At 69.9% G+C, this 18,138-nt stretch carries 18 protein-coding genes and 1 tRNA gene; 17 read left to right on the forward strand and 2 right to left on the reverse strand.

The genetic code is table 11. From position 1 onward, the window contains the following. The 9 genes from ACFYP3_RS00125 to ACFYP3_RS00165 all read left to right on the forward strand — a co-directional run bounded on the left by ACFYP3_RS00125 (window position 1) and on the right by ACFYP3_RS00165 (window position 6,187). The gene (locus tag ACFYP3_RS00125) at window positions 1–201 is read left to right on the forward strand and encodes a hypothetical protein (RefSeq protein WP_388824328.1); all 201 of its coding nucleotides are present in this window, start codon (window positions 1–3) and stop codon (window positions 199–201) included. Continuing rightward, window positions 198–803 (forward strand): hypothetical protein, encoded by a 606-nt coding sequence (locus tag ACFYP3_RS00130; RefSeq protein WP_388824331.1) that lies wholly within the window; start codon window positions 198–200, stop codon window positions 801–803. Before ACFYP3_RS00125 ends, ACFYP3_RS00130 begins: the two co-directional genes overlap by 4 nt. Beyond that, a complete protein-coding gene (locus tag ACFYP3_RS00135) occupies window positions 800–1,024 on the forward strand; it encodes a hypothetical protein (protein ID WP_388824334.1) in 225 nt (74 codons plus the stop codon). Before ACFYP3_RS00130 ends, ACFYP3_RS00135 begins: the two co-directional genes overlap by 4 nt. After that, window positions 1,024–1,383 (forward strand): hypothetical protein, encoded by a 360-nt coding sequence (locus ACFYP3_RS00140; protein ID WP_388824337.1) that lies wholly within the window; start codon window positions 1,024–1,026, stop codon window positions 1,381–1,383. The genes ACFYP3_RS00135 and ACFYP3_RS00140 overlap by 1 nt, the downstream gene beginning before the upstream one ends. A 12-nt stretch (window positions 1,384–1,395) precedes the next feature. Continuing rightward, window positions 1,396–1,686: a hypothetical protein gene (locus tag ACFYP3_RS00145; protein ID WP_388824340.1), complete on the forward strand. Its 291-nt coding sequence runs from the start codon at window positions 1,396–1,398 to the stop codon at window positions 1,684–1,686. An 86-nt stretch (window positions 1,687–1,772) separates the two neighbouring features. Further along, window positions 1,773–2,699, forward strand: coding sequence for a bifunctional DNA primase/polymerase (locus ACFYP3_RS00150; protein WP_388824343.1), 927 nt, complete (start codon window positions 1,773–1,775; stop codon window positions 2,697–2,699). A gap of 11 nt (window positions 2,700–2,710) precedes the next feature. Next, a complete protein-coding gene (locus tag ACFYP3_RS00155) occupies window positions 2,711–4,246 on the forward strand; it encodes a YfjI family protein (RefSeq protein WP_388824346.1) in 1,536 nt (511 codons plus the stop codon). Window positions 4,247–4,547: 301 nt separating this feature from the next. Continuing rightward, on the forward strand, window positions 4,548–4,739 hold the full coding sequence (locus ACFYP3_RS00160) for an AlpA family transcriptional regulator (RefSeq protein ID WP_128637127.1): 192 nt from the start codon (window positions 4,548–4,550) through the stop codon (window positions 4,737–4,739). Further along, on the forward strand, window positions 4,736–6,187 hold the full coding sequence (locus ACFYP3_RS00165; protein ID WP_388824349.1) for a tyrosine-type recombinase/integrase: 1,452 nt from the start codon (window positions 4,736–4,738) through the stop codon (window positions 6,185–6,187). The genes ACFYP3_RS00160 and ACFYP3_RS00165 overlap by 4 nt, the downstream gene beginning before the upstream one ends. 4 nt (window positions 6,188–6,191) lie before the next feature. Here ACFYP3_RS00165 and ACFYP3_RS00170 read toward each other — a convergent pair whose 3' ends face one another. Further along, the gene (locus ACFYP3_RS00170; RefSeq protein WP_388824352.1) at window positions 6,192–6,953 is read right to left on the reverse strand and encodes a hypothetical protein; all 762 of its coding nucleotides are present in this window, start codon (window positions 6,951–6,953) and stop codon (window positions 6,192–6,194) included. Between the two features lie 176 nt (window positions 6,954–7,129). Beyond that, window positions 7,130–7,201 (reverse strand) — tRNA-Arg (locus ACFYP3_RS00175). Window positions 7,202–7,284: 83 nt separating this feature from the next. Here ACFYP3_RS00175 and ACFYP3_RS00180 point away from each other — a divergent pair. The 8 genes from ACFYP3_RS00180 (at window position 7,285) to ACFYP3_RS00215 (ending at window position 17,999) form a co-directional block, all read left to right on the forward strand. Further along, the gene (locus ACFYP3_RS00180; protein ID WP_388825188.1) at window positions 7,285–7,782 is read left to right on the forward strand and encodes a PleD family two-component system response regulator; all 498 of its coding nucleotides are present in this window, start codon (window positions 7,285–7,287) and stop codon (window positions 7,780–7,782) included. A 69-nt stretch (window positions 7,783–7,851) separates the two neighbouring features. Then, on the forward strand, window positions 7,852–8,898 hold the full coding sequence (gene nrtL, locus ACFYP3_RS00185; protein WP_388824355.1) for an ArgS-related anticodon-binding protein NrtL: 1,047 nt from the start codon (window positions 7,852–7,854) through the stop codon (window positions 8,896–8,898). A gap of 19 nt (window positions 8,899–8,917) precedes the next feature. Continuing rightward, window positions 8,918–10,309, forward strand: coding sequence for a diaminopimelate decarboxylase (gene lysA, locus ACFYP3_RS00190; RefSeq protein ID WP_388824358.1), 1,392 nt, complete (start codon window positions 8,918–8,920; stop codon window positions 10,307–10,309). 126 nt (window positions 10,310–10,435) lie between these two features. Next, complete coding sequence (locus ACFYP3_RS00195; RefSeq protein WP_388825191.1) at window positions 10,436–11,725, forward strand: homoserine dehydrogenase; 1,290 nt, start codon at window positions 10,436–10,438, stop codon at window positions 11,723–11,725. 6 nt (window positions 11,726–11,731) lie between these two features. Continuing rightward, window positions 11,732–12,802, forward strand: a complete 1,071-nt coding sequence (gene thrC / locus ACFYP3_RS00200; RefSeq protein ID WP_388824361.1) for a threonine synthase — start codon at window positions 11,732–11,734, stop codon at window positions 12,800–12,802. Between the two features lie 364 nt (window positions 12,803–13,166). Further along, window positions 13,167–14,093 carry a homoserine kinase gene (gene thrB / locus ACFYP3_RS00205; RefSeq protein WP_030708122.1) on the forward strand — a complete coding sequence of 309 codons (927 nt, stop codon included), beginning with the start codon at window positions 13,167–13,169 and terminating at the stop codon, window positions 14,091–14,093. A gap of 434 nt (window positions 14,094–14,527) precedes the next feature. Continuing rightward, entirely contained in the window at window positions 14,528–16,651 is a 2,124-nt protein-coding gene (gene rho, locus ACFYP3_RS00210; RefSeq protein WP_388824364.1) for a transcription termination factor Rho, read from the forward strand. A gap of 247 nt (window positions 16,652–16,898) precedes the next feature. Next, window positions 16,899–17,999 (forward strand): LCP family protein, encoded by a 1,101-nt coding sequence (locus ACFYP3_RS00215; RefSeq protein ID WP_388824367.1) that lies wholly within the window; start codon window positions 16,899–16,901, stop codon window positions 17,997–17,999. The last annotated feature ends 139 nt before the right edge of the window (window positions 18,000–18,138 follow it).

Below are 18,138 nucleotides of genomic sequence, written 5' to 3' on the forward strand. Positions count from 1 at the left end.
ATGGCCGTCACCGTCTCGCTCGTCGCCCTGTTCGGGCTGGTCCTGTTCTTCCTCCTCCGCTCCAAGACCCTCGGCTACGGCTCCGCGTTCGTCGCCATGATGTTCGGCTTCTTCCTCGCCTCCACCGGCGCATCCGGCCCCATGAACGAACTCACCACCGCGATCATCAAGGCCGTCTCGGACATGGGGGGCCAGGGATGAACGAACCCCTCACCTACCGGCACTGGGCCATCGACCTCGCCCCCAAGGCAGCGCCCGCGCTGGCCACCACGACCGTGCTCATCCTGGGCCGGATCTGGAACGCCAACGGCGCCGAACATTCCGTCGGCAACGCGGCCCTGATGGTCGTCCTCGCCACCGGGGCCGCGACGGCCGGCGCGTTCGCCTCGGGCGGCCGGTCCGGTGACAGCGTGATCGCCGGAACCGCGTTCGCCGCATCCGGTGGACTGGCCCTGGCCGGAGTCGCCGGATACGCCGATGGCCTCTCCCTGCCGATCCTGCTGTGGGCGCTCGCCACCGCCGTCGCCTACGGACTCGCCGCCCGCTACTGGCGCACCGACCGCCGCGAAACCGTCGCCCACCAGCGGCAGACCCTCGGCCGCCGAGAGGACCACGCCCACATCGAGCGCGTGGAAGCGCTGCGCGCCGGAGCACAGATCGAAGTCGCCCGCTCCGGCGTCGCCTACGCCGAACAGCTCGCCAGCGCCCTCATCACCCGCGCCGGCCTTCCCGGATTCAACCCGCAAGCCCTCACCGACGCAGGACTCCCGCAGCTTCCCACCGCCGAAAGGAAAGACCGATGACCGGACCCGAGCACTATCTTCAGGCCGAGGAGCTTCTCCAGGAGGCGTTGAGCAAGACCAGCGGATCCGACCTGGAGCGGTACTACGTCACCGCCGCGCAGGTCCACGCCACCCTCGCACTCGCGGCCGCCACGGCCTTCGCCCCGCACCGCCTCGGCGTGAACCGCGCAGAGTGGAAGGCCTGGCAGACCGTGGCCTGGACGCCGGAGGACCACTCGTGATGCGCCACTGGCCCACACCCGAAGCGGCGTACGCCACCGCGCCGAGCATCATCAGCGAGATCGGAAGGACCTTCCGAGGCGCCCGTGACTGCCTGCACGGAGTCCAGGTCCGCGAGTTCTGGCTCCGCAAGGCCGCGCTCCTGGACCGTATCGCCCTCACCGACGACGACCCCGTCAGCGGCGACGCCATCACGTGCGCGGTCGGAGCGGCCCGGCGGCTGATGGAGATCGACCATGCCGCCGGCCTCGGCCCGTCCGGCTACGCGGATGGGCCCTACACCCCCGACCACCCCGACAGCGTCCGCGAACCCCGCGGCTACGCCCGCCAGGAATACGCCCTCTGGATCCGCCACCACTGAGGAGAGAACGCCATGAGCACCAGCCCCGCCCTCAGCGCCACGCAGCACCCCACGATGCACACGCAGGTCGATGGCCTCAGCTACCGGCCCGAGCGCATCAGCGTGATCGCGGCCCTGTCCCACATCCGCAGCGCCCGCAAGAGCCCCAAGAACGTCGACGCGGTCAACGTCTACGCCTTCACCAGCCGCGACGGAATCCCGCTTCACGTCGTCTACATCCACCACACCCCGGGCCGCTGGCACGGCGTGAACGACGTCATCGATGTCTACGAGATCCCCACCGCCGCACTCACCGACCTCTAGCTATGCCCGGGGCGGTCGCCTCTCACCACAAGACCGCGACCGCCCCGGCTTCCCCAGTCCCTTCGCAGAAACAGGAGACCCCCAGCATGACACCAACCCCCACCCCGGCGCTGCTGCGCGCCGCCCTGGCCGCCGCAGAGCGCGGCTGGCCGGTCTTCCCGCTCCGGCCTGGGGACAAGCGGCCCGCCGGACACCCCGAACGCAACTGCCCCCACACCGGCCGCTGCACGGACGGCCACCGCACCCCCGAACAGCGCGCCACCCTCGACCACGGGCACATCGCTGCGTGCTGGCAGAGCGCCACGTACAACGTCGGCATCGCCACCGGCCCCGCCGGACTCCTGGTCGTCGACCTCGACATCCCCAAGGACGACGACGGGCCCGCGCCCGAGGACTGGGCGGGGGCGACCGATGGACTGGATGTGTTCGCCATGATCTGCGAGCGGGCCGGTGAGCGTTTGCCGACCGAGACGTTCATGGTGCGGACCCGCCGTGGCGGACAGCACCTGTACTTCACCGCCCCCGCCGAAAAGCAGCTACGTGGGAGCGCAGGACGGCTGGGGTGGAAGGTCGACACGCGAGCCTGGGGCGGGTACGTGGTCGCGGCTGGCAGCACCGTCGGCACCGGGTCCTACGAGATCATTCACGACGCACCCCCGGCCCCCCTCCCCACGTGGCTCGGTGACCTGCTCATCACGCCGCCAGCGCCCGCCCCCGTCCCTGTGGCCGTTCTCCGCTCCCGCATCGGCAAGGCAGACCGGTACGCGACGGCCGCCCTGAACGGTGAGGTTGCCAAGGTCGCTGCTGCCGTCACTGGCGCCCAGAACACGACGCTGTACAACGCGGCCTACGCCCTCGGCCGCCTCATCGCCGCGGGCGCCCTCACGGAGACGGAAGTCACCGACGCGCTCACCGCCGCTGCGCCGGAGGGGCTCGCGCCTTCCCGGATCGCGGCCAGCCTCCGCGACGGCATCCACCGCAGCGCCCGCAACACCCTGGGAGGAGCGGCGTGACCACACAGCCTGTGGACTCGGATCTGTGGGCCGGATTCGACGCCCTCGCCGCCGAGGAGGTAACCGGACCGGTCTGGGACGAGCCCGTCCCACTTACCGGCCGCCGGGAGCTTCCCGCCTTCCCCGTGGACACGCTCCCGCCGTGGCTGGCCACCATGGTGGCCGCCGTCGCCGAGGAGACCCAGACCCCTGCAGACCTCGCCGGATGCCTGGGCCTGGCCGTCATCGCCACGGCTGCCGGCGGACGGGCCGCCGTATGTGTACGCGGCCGGTGGCGCGAGCCGGTCAACCTCTACACCGCTGTGGCCCTGGACCCCGGCAACCGCAAGAGCGCCGTGTTCGCCCTGATGACCGAGCCACTCATGGCCGTAGAGAAGGCACTCGTGGAACTCTCCGGCCCGGCCCGCGCCGAGGCCGAGACCACCGCGCGCCTTGCCAAGGCTGCCGCCGACAAAGCAGCGGCCAAGGCAGCGAACGCCGAAGCGGGTATGCGAGACCAACTCACCGCCGAAGCCGTCGCTCTTGCCCAGGCCGCCGAGGAGATCAAGGTCCCCTGCAAGCCTCAGCTCGTCGCGGATGACGTGACGCCGGAGAACCTGGCCACCTTGCTTACCGAGCAGGAAGGCCGGATCTCCGTCCTCTCCCCGGAAGGCGGAATTTTCGAAATCATCTCGGGCCGTTACAGCGGGGCACCCAACATGGAGATCTTCCTCAAAGGCCATGCCGGGGACATGGTGAGGGTCAACCGGCAGGGCCGCGAAGCGCAGCACGTCGAACGCCCCGCAGTCACGATGGGCCTCGCCGTTCAACCTGAAGTCCTTGAATCCATCGGGCAGATCAAGGGGGCCGATGGCCGCGGACTGCTGGCCCGGTTCTTGTACGCGCAGCCCGAATCGCTGGTCGGTCGGCGCAACCTCACCCCGGACCTCATCCCCGACGATGTGGCCGACGCGTACACCCGGCAGCTCGGCGGGCTGGCCATGGCCCTGAATGGCTGGACCGACCCAGCGGTACTCACCCTCACACCCGAGGCCGATGCGGTCATGCTCGCCTACCAGAAGGTCACCGAATCCCGCATCGGGAAGGGCGGCTCCCTCTCGGGCATCGTCAAGTGGGCGAGCAAGCGAGACGGCGCGGTCGCCCGTATCGCCGGCCTGCTCCACCTGGCCACCCACCCCGACAACGGGTGGACCCGACCGATCGCCGCCGCCACGCTTGCGGATGCCAGCCGTCTCGGGGACTACTTCACCGCCCACGCGCAGCACGTATTCGACGCTATGGGCGCCGACCCGGCGCAGGAAGCAGCGCGCCAGCTCCTCACCCACATCAGGGACGCGAGGCTGAGCGGATTCACCAAGCGGGACCTGTTCCGCCAGCTCTCCCGCGGAGACTTTCCAGCCATGGCCGACCTCGATCCGGCCCTGGCCCTGCTGGAGGAACACGGCTGGCTCCGTCAGCAGCCCCCGATCCCGCGCACCGGACGCGGAGGCCGGCCACCCTCCCCGAAGTACGACACGCACCCCCGCCTCGTGCGTGGCGACGCCTGACAGAACCCCGGTCAGACCGACACAACTGACAGAACCTCCGACCTAGCGCGCTGACCTGCGTAAACAGCCCTTCCGGCCGTCGTGACAAAACCTCTGGAAACCCTGACAGAACCCACCCTCAGACCGTGGCAGAGCTCACCGCCGGAGGTTCTGTCAGAGTTTCCGCGAGTTTTGTCAGAGCTGCTCCAGGCCTGGAACTCGAAGGTCAGCGCGCTCTCACCCAGGTTCTGTCAGTTCTGTCAGTGGTCCGAGGGTTTCTGCTCCGCAACCCATCCCCTTGTCTCCCTGAAGGAGCCTCGCCGTGGCCAAGCCTCGCGACGAAATGCTGACCATCCCACAGGTGGTCGAAGAAATCGGTGTTCCGCGAGCCACGTTCTACCGCTGGCGGCAGTGCAAGAAGGGTCCCAAGTCCATCAAGCTCCCGAACGGGTCCGTGCGCATCCGGCGGTCTGAGCTGACCCGTTGGCTGGAGATGCGAGAGGAAACCGCGTGACGAACGGCGCTGATTCCGGGTCCGAGCAGATCAATGGCTCGGGCCCGGAAGGGTTTTCCCTCGACATCCGGCTATGGAATGTGACCAAGGCCCAGAGCAAGACCCGCCCCTATCAACTTCGCTGGATCGTAGGAGGCAAGGTCAGCAGTAAGACGTTCGCGACCGTGGCGCTTGCTGGAAGCCGCCGGTCCGAACTGTGGTTGGCCATGAAGCGCGGCGAGGCCTTCCGTATCAAGGACGGCCTGCCTGAGTCTGAAGTCCGAGCCGCCGCGCGGGTCGCAGAGCCCGAGGATGCCCGCGAGGAACTGTCCTGGTTCACGTTCTGCCGTGAGTACATGGCCATGCGCTGGCCCACAGCTGCTGCCAAGACTCGTGAGGGCATCGCGGACGGCCTCGCGGCGGTGACCCTGGCCATGGTGGAGCAGGACAAGCAGATGCCCGAGGTGGAGGAACTGCGCCTCGCTTTTCGCTGGGCCGTTGTGCCAGCGAACGCCGAGCTGGAGCCGCCGGCCGAACTCGATGACGCTCACCAATGGCTGTCAGAACGAGCGCTGCTCGTTTCGGCTCTGGAGGACCCGAAGATCCTGCGAGACGTCCACTACCGCCTCTCGTTCAAGCTGGATGGTGCGCCGGCCGCGGGGGAGACGGCACGCCGGCGGCGCCGAGCCCTGAATACGGCGGTGGAGTACGCCATCGAGCGGAAGCTTCTGATGGAGAACCCCCTTGTGGCACTCAAGAAGGTGAAGACCTCGGCGTCGGACCGCGTGGACCCGCGGGTTCTCGTGAACAAGACACAGGCCGCCCAGCTGCTGGCCGCGGTCTCCTACATCGGGACATGGGACCGCAAGAAGGGGCGCCGACTGGTCGCCTTCTTCGCCGTCATGTACTTCGCGGCGCTCCGCCCGAGTGAGGCTGTGGGGCTGAAGCAGAGGGACTGCCACTTGCCCGACCAGGGGTGGGGGACACTCACCCTCCGCGATACGAATCCAGTGTCCGGGAAGCAGTGGACCGACAGTGGCGAGCGCCACGACAAGCGAGGCCTGAAGTCCCGCGAAGCCAAGGAGGACCGCCCGGTCCCGATCCCGCCGCCGCTGGTCGCCATACTCCGTGACCACCTTCGAGAGTTCGGCACCGCCAAGGACGGCAGGCTGTTTACGAACGAGCGGCTCGGCCTGGTCGGCAGCAGCACCTACTGGCGCGTCTGGAAGGACGCCCGCGAGTACGCTCTCCCGCCGGACCTTCAGGAATCCATCCTCGGCGGCCGGCCGTACGACCTCAGGCACACCTGCATCACGACCTGGCTGAACGCTGGGGTTCCGGTAGCCGAAGTCGCCCGTCGGGTGGGCAACTCGCCCGAGGTAATCCACCGTGTCTATGAGGGCTGCATCTACGGACAGGAAGCAGCTATGAACTCGAAGATTGAAGCGGAGCTGGATTGGGAGTTCTAGCTGTTCAGCCGAGCATCCGCATTACCTGTTGGCCGAGCCCGACTGCGCCGGTGCCGATGCTGATTATCCCGTTGATGGAATTGATCCAATCGCGGAACCTGTCGACGAATCCTGCCTCGCGCATCGACTCGACGTGTTCGGGTCTTCGGATGACGGATCCGAAAAGAGCATCGAATGTCGCCTCAATGTCTTCGCGGCCTGTCACTCGGGCGACGTGCACTGCTTGGAGCATGGAGTGCAGGTGGGAAAGGAGCAAAATTCGGAGCTGCCCGGGGAGTGCAGCCGTGCCGACCTCGCTCATCATCTCGGTGATCAGGCTTTCGAGCCGTGCGAGGTCGTCTTCAGAGAAGAACTGGACCGGGTTGGCGCGATGCAATACGCGACTAACGGAGAGTAGCCCGTGGACGGCCGCGCTCTGGGGTATGTGCCCACCGTGGACGATTTCGGAGAACACCTGGTAGAGCGGCTTGCGTGCGGCGACTCCGGCTGCCGCCCTTTCAAGGAGGTCGAGGCCGTGGAGGAGGTGCTCTTCCTCGTCTTGCTCCTCGCCCAGGGCGCGTACCGCCGCGATGATTTGGCTGGGAAGCTGGATCACACTGGCGATGGCGTGTACGCCGTCCGCGGTGTTCTCGCCCACCTCAAGTGTTTGGGCGAACGCGGTCCATGCGAGGACCTGTTCCTGGTCTCGCTGGCCGGGGAACCTGGCGTGTACGGCGAGCAGTACGTCTCGAAGTCGCGCAGCTGGGTTGTCCTGTTGCGGTGCCATGGCGACACGTTAGGTGCTCGTTGATCGGCCGTCACTGGTTCCGACTGCTCTATCGCAGGTCTATCGCGATCAGTGCATAACAACGACAAAGACCTGGACTCAGTGGGACTGGGTCCAGGTCTTCGTGCTTGGCACTCGTGCAGGTCAGCGGGTGTTTCACGCTGGTCCAGCAGGAGTGCCCCCGGCAGGATTCGAACCTGCGCACACGGCTCCGGAGGCCGTTGCTCTATCCCCTGAGCTACGGGGGCGCGGTCGCCGGTGTTGCGGCGACGGGTTGAACACTACCAGCTTCCGTGGGGTGATCAGGAACTGGTTTCGGGGGGACGAGGGGGTGGGTCGCCCGCAGGGGGTGGAAGTGGCAAAAACCCGGACGCGGGGGCCCGGCTCGACCTACTCTCGAGTTGTGTCAGGCGTCTCGGGCCGGGTGCTTGTTGTCGACGACAACAAGGTCATCCGGCAGCTGATCAAGGTCAATCTCGAGCTGGAGGGCTTCGAGGTCGTGACCGCGAACGATGGTGCCGAGTGTCTGGACGTGGTCCATCGCGTGCGCCCCGACGTGATCACGCTCGACGTGGTCATGCCGCGGCTGGACGGGTTCGGGGCGGCCGCGCAGTTGCGGGCCGATCCGCGCACCAGGGACGTGCCCGTGGCCATCGTGAGCGCCTGCACGCAGCCGGAGGTGGAGGCGGGGATCGAGGCCGGGGTGGACGCCTTCCTGGCGAAGCCCTTCGAGCCCGCCGAGCTCGTGCGCGTCGTACGCAGGCTGGTCGAGCGCAAGGACCGGCGCGACGGGAGGAAAGGGGCGCCCGCCGGGCGGGGCAGGGGCTGACGTCGCGCCTCCTGTTCACATGGCGAAACCCTTCGTGGGATGACACTGCGTCTCCCCTAGGCTGGTCCCGTGACCCCCGCAGACCTCTCCCCTTGCGTCGTACGCGCCGTGCGCTGCGCCGTCGCGGACGGGGAGCTGGCCGCCGGTGCGGCACCGCCCGAGCGGGTCGTGATCGAGCGGACCCGGCCCGGCGGGGTGGGGGAGTACGCCACCCCCGTCGCCTTCCAGGTCGCCAGGACGGCCGGCTGTCCGCCCCGTGACGTGGCGGACGTACTGGCCCGCCGGCTCGGCGCGGAGCCCGGGATCGAGCGCGTCGAGGTCACCGGCGCCGGCTTCCTCAATTTCGTACTGGCCGCGCCCTGCGCGCCCTCCCTCGTCCGCGACGCCCTCCTCCGCGACATCGTCATCCGGGATGTGCGCGGCGGCGCCATGTTCGCCGCCCCCGAGGGCGAGCTCGCCCCCGATGATGAGCCCGCCCCCGACGACGAGCCCGCCCCCGACCACCCCACCGGGCCCCGGCCCGGCCCCGGGCTGCGCGAGCGCGTCGTGCGCCGCAGCGTCCTGCGGCTCGTGCACGCCCAGGGCGGTACCGCGCGCGACCTGCCCGCGAGCCTGCCCGTCGCCCCCCTCGCCAAGCGGGACGGCGACGTCGTCGCCCGGTACGGAGCCGACGCCGCGCACTGGCGGATGCTCTCCGTGCCGGCCCGCGAGACCCCCGTCTTCTCCGACGACCTGCTCCTCCAGGGCGAGGGCAACGAGTTCTTCCGGGTGCGCTACGCCCACGCCCGCAGCCGGGCCCTGCTCAGGAACGCCGACCAGCTGGGCTTCCACCCCGAGACCGGGGAGGTCCCCGACGCGCCCGCGCTGCTGCGCGCCCTCGCCGACCACCCCCTCGCCCTCGAGGCCGCCGCGCACCACCGTGCGCCCGAGCGCCTCACCCGGGACCTCGTCGAGCTGGCGGAGGCGCTGCTCGACTTCCAGTACCGCGTACTGCCCCGGGGCGACGAGAAACCCTCGGCCGCCCACCGCGCCCGGCTGGCTCTTGCCGAAGCCGCCGGGACGGTGCTGGCCGGCGGCCTGGCCCTGCTCGGCATAGACGCACCGACACGACTGTGAACCGCGAAGAGAGATACCGATGAGCCGTTCCGCGCACCCCGCCGGACCCCGCCACGCCGACGTCCTGCCCGAGGGGCACTACTCCCCGCCGCCCGCCGACCTGAACGCGCTGGACGAGAAGGTCTGGGCGCGGACCGTCACGCGCGACGACGACGGGGTCGTGTCCGTCGGCGGCATCGAAGTGACCAGGCTGGCCGAGGAGTTCGGCACGCCCGCGTACTTCCTGGACGAAGAGGACTTCCGGGCGCGGTGCCGGGCCTGGGCGCACGCCTTCGGTCCCGACGCCGACGTCTTCTACGCCGGGAAGGCGTTCCTCTCCAAGGCCGTCGTGAAGTGGCTGAAGGAAGAGGGGCTGAATGTCGACGTCTGCTCCGGCGGGGAGCTCGCCACCGCCCTCGCCGCCGGGATGCCCGCCTCCCGCATCGCCTTCCACGGCAACAACAAGTCCGAGGACGAGATCCGCAGGGCCGTCGGGGCCGGGGTCGGATGGATCGTCCTCGACTCCTTCCAGGAGATCGCCCGCGTCGCGCACATCGCCCGTGAGCTGGGCGTACGCCAGCCCGTGCAGATCCGCGTGACGGTCGGCGTCGAGGCGCACACGCACGAGTTCATCGCGACCGCCCACGAGGACCAGAAGTTCGGGATCGCCGTCGCGGACGGGTCCGCCGCCGAGGCGGTGCGGCGCGCGCTCGGGCACGACAGCCTGGAGCTGCTCGGCGTCCACTCCCACATCGGGTCGCAGATCTTCGACATGGCCGGCTTCGAGGTCTCCGCCAAGCGCGTCGTGCGGCTGCTCGCCGCCGTGCGCGACGAGCACGGTGTGGAGCTGCCCGAGATCGACCTCGGCGGCGGCCTCGGCATCGCCTACACCTCGAACGACGACCCGCGCGAGCCCCACGAGATCGCCAAGGCCCTGCACGAGATCGTGGCCCGGGAGTGCGAGAGCGCCGGGCTGCGCGCCCCCCGGATCTCGGTCGAGCCCGGCCGCGCCATCGTCGGCCCGACCGCCTTCACCCTCTACGAGGTCGGGACGATCAAGCCCCTCGAAGGACTCCGTACGTACGTGAGCGTCGACGGCGGGATGTCCGACAACATCCGCACCGCCCTGTACGACGCCGAGTACTCCATCTCCCTCGTCTCCCGCACCTCCACCGCCGAGCCCATGCTCGTACGCGTCGTCGGCAAGCACTGCGAGAGCGGCGACATCGTCGTGAAGGACGCCTTCCTGCCCGCCGACCTGGCCCCCGGCGACCTCCTGGCCGTCCCGGCCACCGGCGCGTACTGCCGCTCCATGGCCAGCAACTACAACCACGCGCTCCGCCCGCCGGTCGTCGCCGTGCGTGACGGACAGGCCCGAGTGATCGTCCGGCGCGAGACGGAGGAAGATCTCCTGCGTCTCGACCTCGGATAATGAAATCGGTGTCTCACTCAATGGACCGAGGATGGAAACTGCTGTCCATTGAGTGAGACTGGTTCCACCCGGCGCGCAACCCGCGCGCGGGGTACTGATGGAAGATCGAAAGGCGTAGGTCGAATGATGCGTACGCGTCCGCTGAAGGTGGCGCTGCTGGGCTGTGGAGTGGTCGGCTCAGAGGTGGCCCGCATCATGACGACGCACGCCGACGACCTCACGCAGAGGATCGGCGCGCCCGTGGAGCTCGCCGGTGTGGCGGTGCGCCGCCCCTCGAAGGTGCGCGAGGGCATCGACCCCTCCCTGATCACCACCGATGCGACCGCCCTCCTCAAACGCGGCGACATCGACATCGCCATCGAGGTCATCGGCGGCATCGAGCCCGCCCGCGGCCTGATCACCACCGCCTTCGAGCACGGCATCTCCGTGGTGTCCGCGAACAAGGCGCTGCTCGCCCAGGACGGCGCCGCGCTGCACGCGGCGGCCGAGCGGCACGGGCTGGACCTGTACTACGAGGCCGCCGTCGCCGGCGCCATCCCGCTGGTCCGCCCGCTGCGCGAGTCCCTCGCGGGCGACAAGATCAACCGGGTGATGGGCATCGTCAACGGCACGACGAACTTCATCCTCGACAAGATGGACTCGACCGGCGCCGGCTACCAGGAGGCGCTCGACGAGGCCACCGCCCTCGGGTACGCCGAAGCCGACCCGACCGCCGACGTCGAGGGCTACGACGCCGCCGCCAAGGCCGCGATCCTGGCCGGCATCGCCTTCCACACCCGCGTTCGCCTGGACGACGTGTACCGCGAGGGCATGACCGAGGTCAGCGCCGCCGACTTCGCCTCCGCCAAGCGGATGGGCTGCACGATCAAGCTCCTCGCCATCCTGGAGCGCGCCGCGGACGGCGAGTCCGTCACCGCCCGCGTCCACCCGGCGATGATCCCGCTCACCCACCCGCTCGCCTCCGTCCGCGAGGCGTACAACGCCGTCTTCGTCGAGGCGGAGGCCGCCGGGCAGCTCATGTTCTACGGGCCCGGCGCGGGCGGCGCGCCGACCGCGTCCGCGGTTCTCGGCGACCTCGTCGCCGTCGCCCGCAACAAGCTCGCCGAGGCAACGGGGCCCGGCGAGTCCGCGTACACCCAGCTGCCGGTCAGCCCCATGGGGGACGTCGTCACGCGCTACCACATCAGCCTCGATGTGGCGGACAAGCCGGGCGTCCTCGCCCAGGTGGCGACCACCTTCGCGGAGCACGGTGTCTCCATCGACACGGTCCGTCAGCAGGGCAAGGACGGCGAGGCCTCCCTCGTCGTCGTCACTCACCGCGCGCCCGACGCCGCCCTCTCCGGGACCGTCGAGGCACTGCGGAAGCTGGACACCGTCCGCGGTGTCGCCAGCATCATGCGTGTTGAAGGGGAGTAAGGACCCATGAGCAGCAATCGCACCCACCAGTGGCGCGGCATCATCGAGGAGTACCGGGACCGCCTGCCGGTCACGGACACGACCCCGGTGGTCACGCTTCGTGAGGGTGGCACTCCCCTCGTCCCCGCGCAGGTGCTCTCCGAGCGCACCGGCTGCGAGGTCCACCTGAAGGTCGAGGGGGCCAACCCCACCGGGTCCTTCAAGGACCGCGGCATGACCATGGCGATCACCAGGGCCAAGGAGGAGGGCGCCAAGGCGGTCATCTGCGCCTCCACCGGCAACACTTCGGCCTCCGCCGCCGCGTACGCGGTGCGCGCCGGAATGGTCTCCGCGGTGCTCGTGCCGCGCGGCAAGATCGCGCTCGGCAAGATGGGCCAGGCCCTCGTGCACGGCGCCAAGATCCTCCAGGTCGACGGCAACTTCGACGACTGCCTGAACCTGGCCCGCGCGCTCTCCGACAACTACCCGGTCGCGCTGGTCAATTCGGTCAATCCGGTGCGCATCGAGGGCCAGAAGACGGCCGCGTTCGAGATCGTCGACGCGCTCGGCGACGCCCCCGACATCCATGTGCTGCCCGTCGGCAACGCCGGCAACATCACGGCGTACTGGAAGGGCTTCAAGGAGTACAAGGCCGACGGCCTGTCCTCCCGTACGCCCCGCGTGTGGGGTTTCCAGGCCTCCGGCTCCGCGCCGATCGTGCGCGGCGAGATCGTCAAGGAGCCGCACACCGTCGCCACCGCGATCCGCATCGGCAACCCGGCCTCCTGGGAGTACGCCCTGCAGGCGCGCGACGAGTCGGGCGGCTTCATCGACGAGGTGACCGACCGCCAGATCCTGGCCGCCTACCGGCTGTTGGCCGCCCAGGAGGGCGTCTTCGTCGAGCCCGCCTCCGCCGCCTCGGTGGCCGGCCTGCTCAAGGCCGCCGAGCTGGGCCTGGTGGATCCCGGTCAGAAGATCGTGTGCACCGTCACCGGCAACGGCCTGAAGGACCCCGACTGGGCGATCGCGGGCGCTCCGCAGCCGGTCACCGTTCCGGTGGACGCCGAGGCCGCCGCCGTCCGTCTGGGTCTGGTCTAGGCCGGATCCGGTGCGGGGACCCGGCGCCCACGCGCCCGGTCCTGCCCGGTCCCGGGAGTAACGCACACCACGTGTGAGCCGGTTCCGGAGGGCTTCCGAGGCCCTCCGGAACCCGGCAACTCACCCCGTACGACAACAAAAGTGCGGCCGAAGCCGTCGAAGCCCGCGACACGCATCGTGCGCCTCCTGTGCGCCCTATGTCGCGAGAGAACCTTCCTTCGATACGCTGTACTTACATCCGCCACCGCGCATATGACGCGGTGCTGCCCCGAGGGCCTTCGGGTGTCGTACGTTCTCCAGTACATTCGCAGCGAGCCAGCGAAGAGCGAAGATCTCGCACAGTCACAAGGAGTGTCATCGGACGATGGCCGGTCCAGCGTTCCGCGCCGCCGCCGTACGGGTGCGCGTCCCCGCCAGCAGTGCCAATCTCGGCCCGGGCTTCGACGCCCTGGGCCTGGCCCTGGGGCTCTACGACGACGTAGTCGTCCGGGTGGCCGACTCCGGCCTGAACATCGACATCGCGGGCGAGGGCGCCGACACCCTCCCGCGGGACGAGAGCCACCTGCTCGTACGCTCCATGCGCACCGCCTTCGACCTGCTGGGCGGGCAGCCGCGCGGCCTCGAGGTCGTCTGCGCCAACCGGATCCCGCACGGCCGCGGCCTCGGCTCCTCCTCCGCCGCGATCTGCGCCGGCATCGTCGCCGCCCGCGCCGTGACCATAGGCGGCGAGGCCAGGCTCGACGACGCGGCGCTGCTGGAGCTCGCCACCGAGATCGAGGGACACCCCGACAACGTCGCCGCCTGTCTGCTCGGCGGATTCACCCTGGCGTGGATGGACGGCGGCAGTGCCAAGGCGATCCGAATGGAGCCCGCCGAGTCCATCGTTCCGGTGGTCTTCGTGCCGTCCAAGCCGGTCCTGACGGAGACCGCGCGCGGCCTGCTGCCGCGCAGCGTCCCGCACGTGGACGCGGCCGTCAACGCGGGCCGCGCGGGCCTGCTCGTGGAAGCCCTGACCAGGCGTCCCGAGCTGCTGCTGCCCGCCACCGAAGACCGGCTCCACCAGGAGTACCGGTCCCCGGCGATGCCCGAGAGCGTCGCCCTGGTGAACCGACTGCGGGCGGACGGGATCCCCGCGGTCATCTCCGGCGCGGGCCCCACGGTCCTCGCGCTGGTCGACAACGGCGCGGCCGACAAGGTCGCGCAGCTCGCGGGCGAGGGATGGGCGGCCAACCGGCTCGCCCTCGACGCCGCGGGCGCGAGCGTACTTCCGCTGGGCACCCAGGGCGGCTGAAGCCGTTCCCGTGGGGTGCGCAGCCGGTCAGGGGCGGGCGGCCAGGGCAGGCCGCCCGCGCGGAAGGGCGCGATTGCCGGTGATTGAGAGGGGGAATATCTATTGGATCCGGTAGTGTTAGTCTCAAGTGCGCATCGGAAGCCGCCATGGCTCGGTGCTCAGTGTCCCCATCCGGGACCACATTTCTTCCGGGAGCCTCCCCGACTGCTTTGATCACTTCCAGCAGTTTCGAGCACGCTCCGGAATCGGCGTGACATTCCCACGCTTTCAGCTCGGGGGCTTCTCGCCGGAACCACCCACGCACGTTTTCTCTCCGCCGTATCTCTATCGGCGGACCACCGCCCCGGCACGGTCCACACCTAGGACTGTTGTCGGACAGCACAACCGGTCGCCGAGCCAGACAGGCCGACGTCCGCTCCAGGGAAGGACCCTTCGTGAGCGACACCACCGATCTGATGGGCGCTGCCGACACCTCTGTCGACACCAGTGCCCCCGCCGCGGGCGCACCCAAGCGTCGCCGCACCGGCACCGGCCTTGACGGCATGGTCCTGGCCGAGCTGCAGCAGGTCGCGTCGGGCCTCGGGATCAGGGGCACCGCGCGGATGCGCAAGAGCCAGCTGATCGAGGTCATCAAGGAGGCGCAGGCGGGCAGCGGTGCTCCCAAGGCCGCGGCCCCCGCCGCCGGGGACACCGCCGAGGCCAAGCCGAAGCGCCGCGCCACCAGCAAGGCCCGTACGGGTGAGGCCGCCGCCGAGGCGCCCGCCGAGAAGCCTGCCGCGACGCAGGCGCAGATCGAGATCCCGGGCCAGCCGGCTGGGGGCCCCTCCCGCTCGAGCGCAGCCGAGAGCGGGGGAGACGACGCGCCGGCCGGCGAGCGCCGCCGCCGTCGGGCCACGGCCCCCACCGGCAGCCCGGAGGCCTCGGCCCCGGTCGCCGTGCAGGTCGAGCAGAAGACCGAGACCGTGACCGCCGCTCCCGCGCAGTCCGAGGTCAAGGCCGACGCCACGGCGGTCTCCGCCGGCCAGGCGCAGGGTCAGGACGGCGAGGGCCGCGGCCGTCGCGACCGCCGGGACCGCGCCGAGCGCGGCGACCGCCAGCGCGACCGCCGTGACCGCGGTGCCAAGGCCGACGACCAGGGCCAGGCCGGCCAGGGCCAGGCGGCCCCGCAGGGCGGCCAGGGCGGCGGCCGTCAGGACCGCGCCGACCGTCAGGACCGCCAGCAGCAGGGCGGCCGCGGCCAGGGCCAGGGCCAGGGTCAGCAGGGCCGTCAGGAACGTCAGGACCGCCAGGACAACGGCCCGCAGGACGACTTCGACGACGAGAGCGGCCGCCGTGGCCGTCGCGGCCGCTACCGCGACCGCCGTGGCCGTCGCGGCCGTGACGAGTTCGCCCCGAACGAGCCGCAGGTCGCCGACGACGACGTGCTGATCCCCGTCGCGGGCATCCTCGACATCCTCGACAACTACGCGTTCATCCGGACCTCGGGCTACCTGCCCGGTCCCAACGACGTGTACGTGTCCCTCGCCCAGGTCCGCAAGGCCGGCCTGCGCAAGGGCGACCACACCACCGGTGCGGTCCGTCAGCCCAAGGACGGCGAGCGCCGCGAGAAGTTCAACGCCCTCGTGCGTCTGGACTCGGTGAACGGCATGGCGCCCGAATCCGGCCGTGGCCGCCCCGAGTTCCAGAAGCTGACGCCGCTCTACCCGCAGGACCGGCTCCGTCTGGAGACCGACCCGGGCGTGCTGACCACCCGCATCATCGACCTCGTGTCGCCGATCGGTAAGGGCCAGCGCGGTCTGATCGTGGCCCCGCCGAAGACCGGCAAGACCATGATCATGCAGGCGATCGCCAACGCGATCACCACGAACAACCCCGAGTGCCACCTGATGGTCGTCCTGGTCGACGAGCGTCCGGAAGAGGTCACCGACATGCAGCGGTCGGTCAAGGGCGAGGTCATCTCCTCGACCTTCGACCGCCCGGCCGAGGACCACACCACCGTCGCCGAGCTGGCCATCGAGCGCGCCAAGCGTCTCGTCGAGCTGGGTCACGACGTGGTCGTCCTGCTGGACTCCATCACCCGTCTGGGCCGCGCGTACAACCTCGCGGCGCCCGCCTCCGGCCGCATCCTGTCCGGTGGTGTCGACTCGACCGCGCTGTACCCGCCGAAGCGCTTCTTCGGTGCCGCGCGCAACATCGAGGACGGCGGCTCGCTGACCATCCTGGCCACCGCGCTCGTCGACACCGGCTCGCGCATGGACGAGGTGATCTTCGAGGAGTTCAAGGGCACCGGCAACATGGAGCTCAAGCTCGACCGCAAGCTCGCCGACAAGCGCATCTTCCCGGCCGTCGACGTCGACCCGTCGGGCACCCGCAAGGAGGAGATCCTCCTCAACGCGGAGGAGCTCGCCATCGTGTGGAAGCTGCGCCGGGTGCTGCACGCGCTCGACTCGCAGCAGGCGATCGAGCTGCTGCTCGACAAGATGAAGCAGACGAAGTCGAACGCCGAGTTCCTGATGCAGATCGCGAAGACGACCCCGTCGGGCAAGAACGACGACTGAGGTCCGGGGCCGGGCGTCCGACGCCTGACCCGCGGCATCACCCCAGCAGCCCCCGCCGCACCAGCGGCGGGGGCTGCTGCGCGTCCCCAGGGCCTCGTACGGGCTCCCCGGGCGCGGCCGGTGCGGGCTTCACCACACGCCGCGCCGGAACCCTGCAGGGCGTTCGCCCGTCTGTGTGAGAGGGGCCCGCGCAGTGGACGGCGGCCCGGAACGGACCAGGGGACCGGACTCAGGGACTGAGGAGAGCATGACCGAGGACAGCAAGGGCCGCGGCCGACGTGCCGCGGGCCGGCGCCGACGCAAACCGGCGAAGCGCCGCAGGGCTCTCGTCATCGCCGCGTGGAGCGCAGCGGGGGTGGTCCTGCTGGGGGGCGCGGGCCTCGGCTACTTCTACTTCAAGCTCAACGGCAATCTGAAGACCGTCGACATCGACCAGGCCCTCGGCACCGACCGCCCGCAGAACGTCGACAACGGCTCGATGGACATCCTGGTCCTCGGTTCCGACTCCCGCGGCGGCGCCAACGGCGAGTACGGCCAGGACGACGGCGGCTCGGCCCGCTCCGACACCGCGATGATCGTGCACCTCTACGAGGGCCACAAGCAGGCCGCCGTCGTATCGATACCCCGCGACACCATGACGGCCCGGCCCGAATGCCCCACCGGCAAGGGCAAGACCGACCCCGGCGGCCCGCGCAAGCAGTTCAACGAGGCGTACACCATCGGCGGGGCCGCCTGCGCGGTCAAGACCGTCGAGAAGATGTCGGGGATCCGGATGGACCACTACATCGAGGTCGACTTCACGGGCTTCAAGAAGATCATCGACAACCTCGGCGGCGTCGACGTGACCACCACCAAGCCGATCAAGGACGGCGCCAGCCACCTCGAACTCGCCGCCGGCCCGAACCACCTCGACGGCGAACAGGCCCTCGGCCTCGTGCGGACCCGCAAGAGCGTCGGCGACGGCAGCGACCTGGGCCGAATACAGCTCCAGCAGGCCTTCATCAAGGCACTGATCAAGCAGGTCAAGAGCATCGGGGTGTTCGACAACCCGAAGCGGCTGGTCGACCTCGCCGACTCCGCGACCAAGGCGCTCACCACCGACAAGTCGCTCGGCGACGTGAAGTCCCTCATGGGCTTCGCCCAGGGCCTGCAGGGCATCGAGGCCCAGAACATGCACATGATCACCCTGCCGGTCACGGTGGACCCGCGCGACGCCGACCGCGTCGCCCCGCTGACGAAGGAGTCGAAGCTGGTCTGGGAAGCGCTGCTCGCGGACCAGCCGATCCCGGCCGAGGCCACCGAGAAGTCCATGGGGGACAAGGGCACCGTCGGCGGCATCGTCCAGTAGCGAGCCCCTGCTCAGCCGGCTTTCGGACGCATTCCGCGAGGGCGCGGAATAGACGGCGGCCCCCCTCCGTTGAGGGAGGCGTCCTCAGAATTTTGACAGGCAGCCCGGTCCTGGCAGACTGGTCTGTCGGCCCCGGTTC

This window comes from Streptomyces sp. NPDC005533 (assembly GCF_042871845.1).
GTDB lineage: Bacteria > Actinomycetota > Actinomycetes > Streptomycetales > Streptomycetaceae > Streptomyces.

Bases quoted from the DNA above. Each gene is read 5' to 3' on its own strand.
- ACFYP3_RS00125 (WP_388824328.1), top strand. From the start codon at position 1: ATGGCCGTCACCGTCTCGCTCGTCGCCCTGTTCGGGCTGGTCCTGTTC.
- ACFYP3_RS00130 (WP_388824331.1), top strand. From the start codon at position 198: ATGAACGAACCCCTCACCTACCGGCACTGGGCCATCGACCTCGCCCCC.
- ACFYP3_RS00135 (WP_388824334.1), top strand. From the start codon at position 800: ATGACCGGACCCGAGCACTATCTTCAGGCCGAGGAGCTTCTCCAGGAG.
- ACFYP3_RS00140 (WP_388824337.1), top strand. From the start codon at position 1,024: ATGCGCCACTGGCCCACACCCGAAGCGGCGTACGCCACCGCGCCGAGC.
- ACFYP3_RS00145 (WP_388824340.1), top strand. From the start codon at position 1,396: ATGAGCACCAGCCCCGCCCTCAGCGCCACGCAGCACCCCACGATGCAC.
- ACFYP3_RS00150 (WP_388824343.1), top strand. From the start codon at position 1,773: ATGACACCAACCCCCACCCCGGCGCTGCTGCGCGCCGCCCTGGCCGCC.
- ACFYP3_RS00170 (WP_388824352.1), bottom strand. From the start codon at position 6,953: ATGGCACCGCAACAGGACAACCCAGCTGCGCGACTTCGAGACGTACTG.
- lysA (WP_388824358.1), top strand. From the start codon at position 8,918: ATGAGCCGTTCCGCGCACCCCGCCGGACCCCGCCACGCCGACGTCCTG.
- ACFYP3_RS00195 (WP_388825191.1), top strand. From the start codon at position 10,436: ATGCGTACGCGTCCGCTGAAGGTGGCGCTGCTGGGCTGTGGAGTGGTC.
- thrC (WP_388824361.1), top strand. From the start codon at position 11,732: ATGAGCAGCAATCGCACCCACCAGTGGCGCGGCATCATCGAGGAGTAC.
- thrB (WP_030708122.1), top strand. From the start codon at position 13,167: ATGGCCGGTCCAGCGTTCCGCGCCGCCGCCGTACGGGTGCGCGTCCCC.
- ACFYP3_RS00215 (WP_388824367.1), top strand. From the start codon at position 16,899: ATGACCGAGGACAGCAAGGGCCGCGGCCGACGTGCCGCGGGCCGGCGC.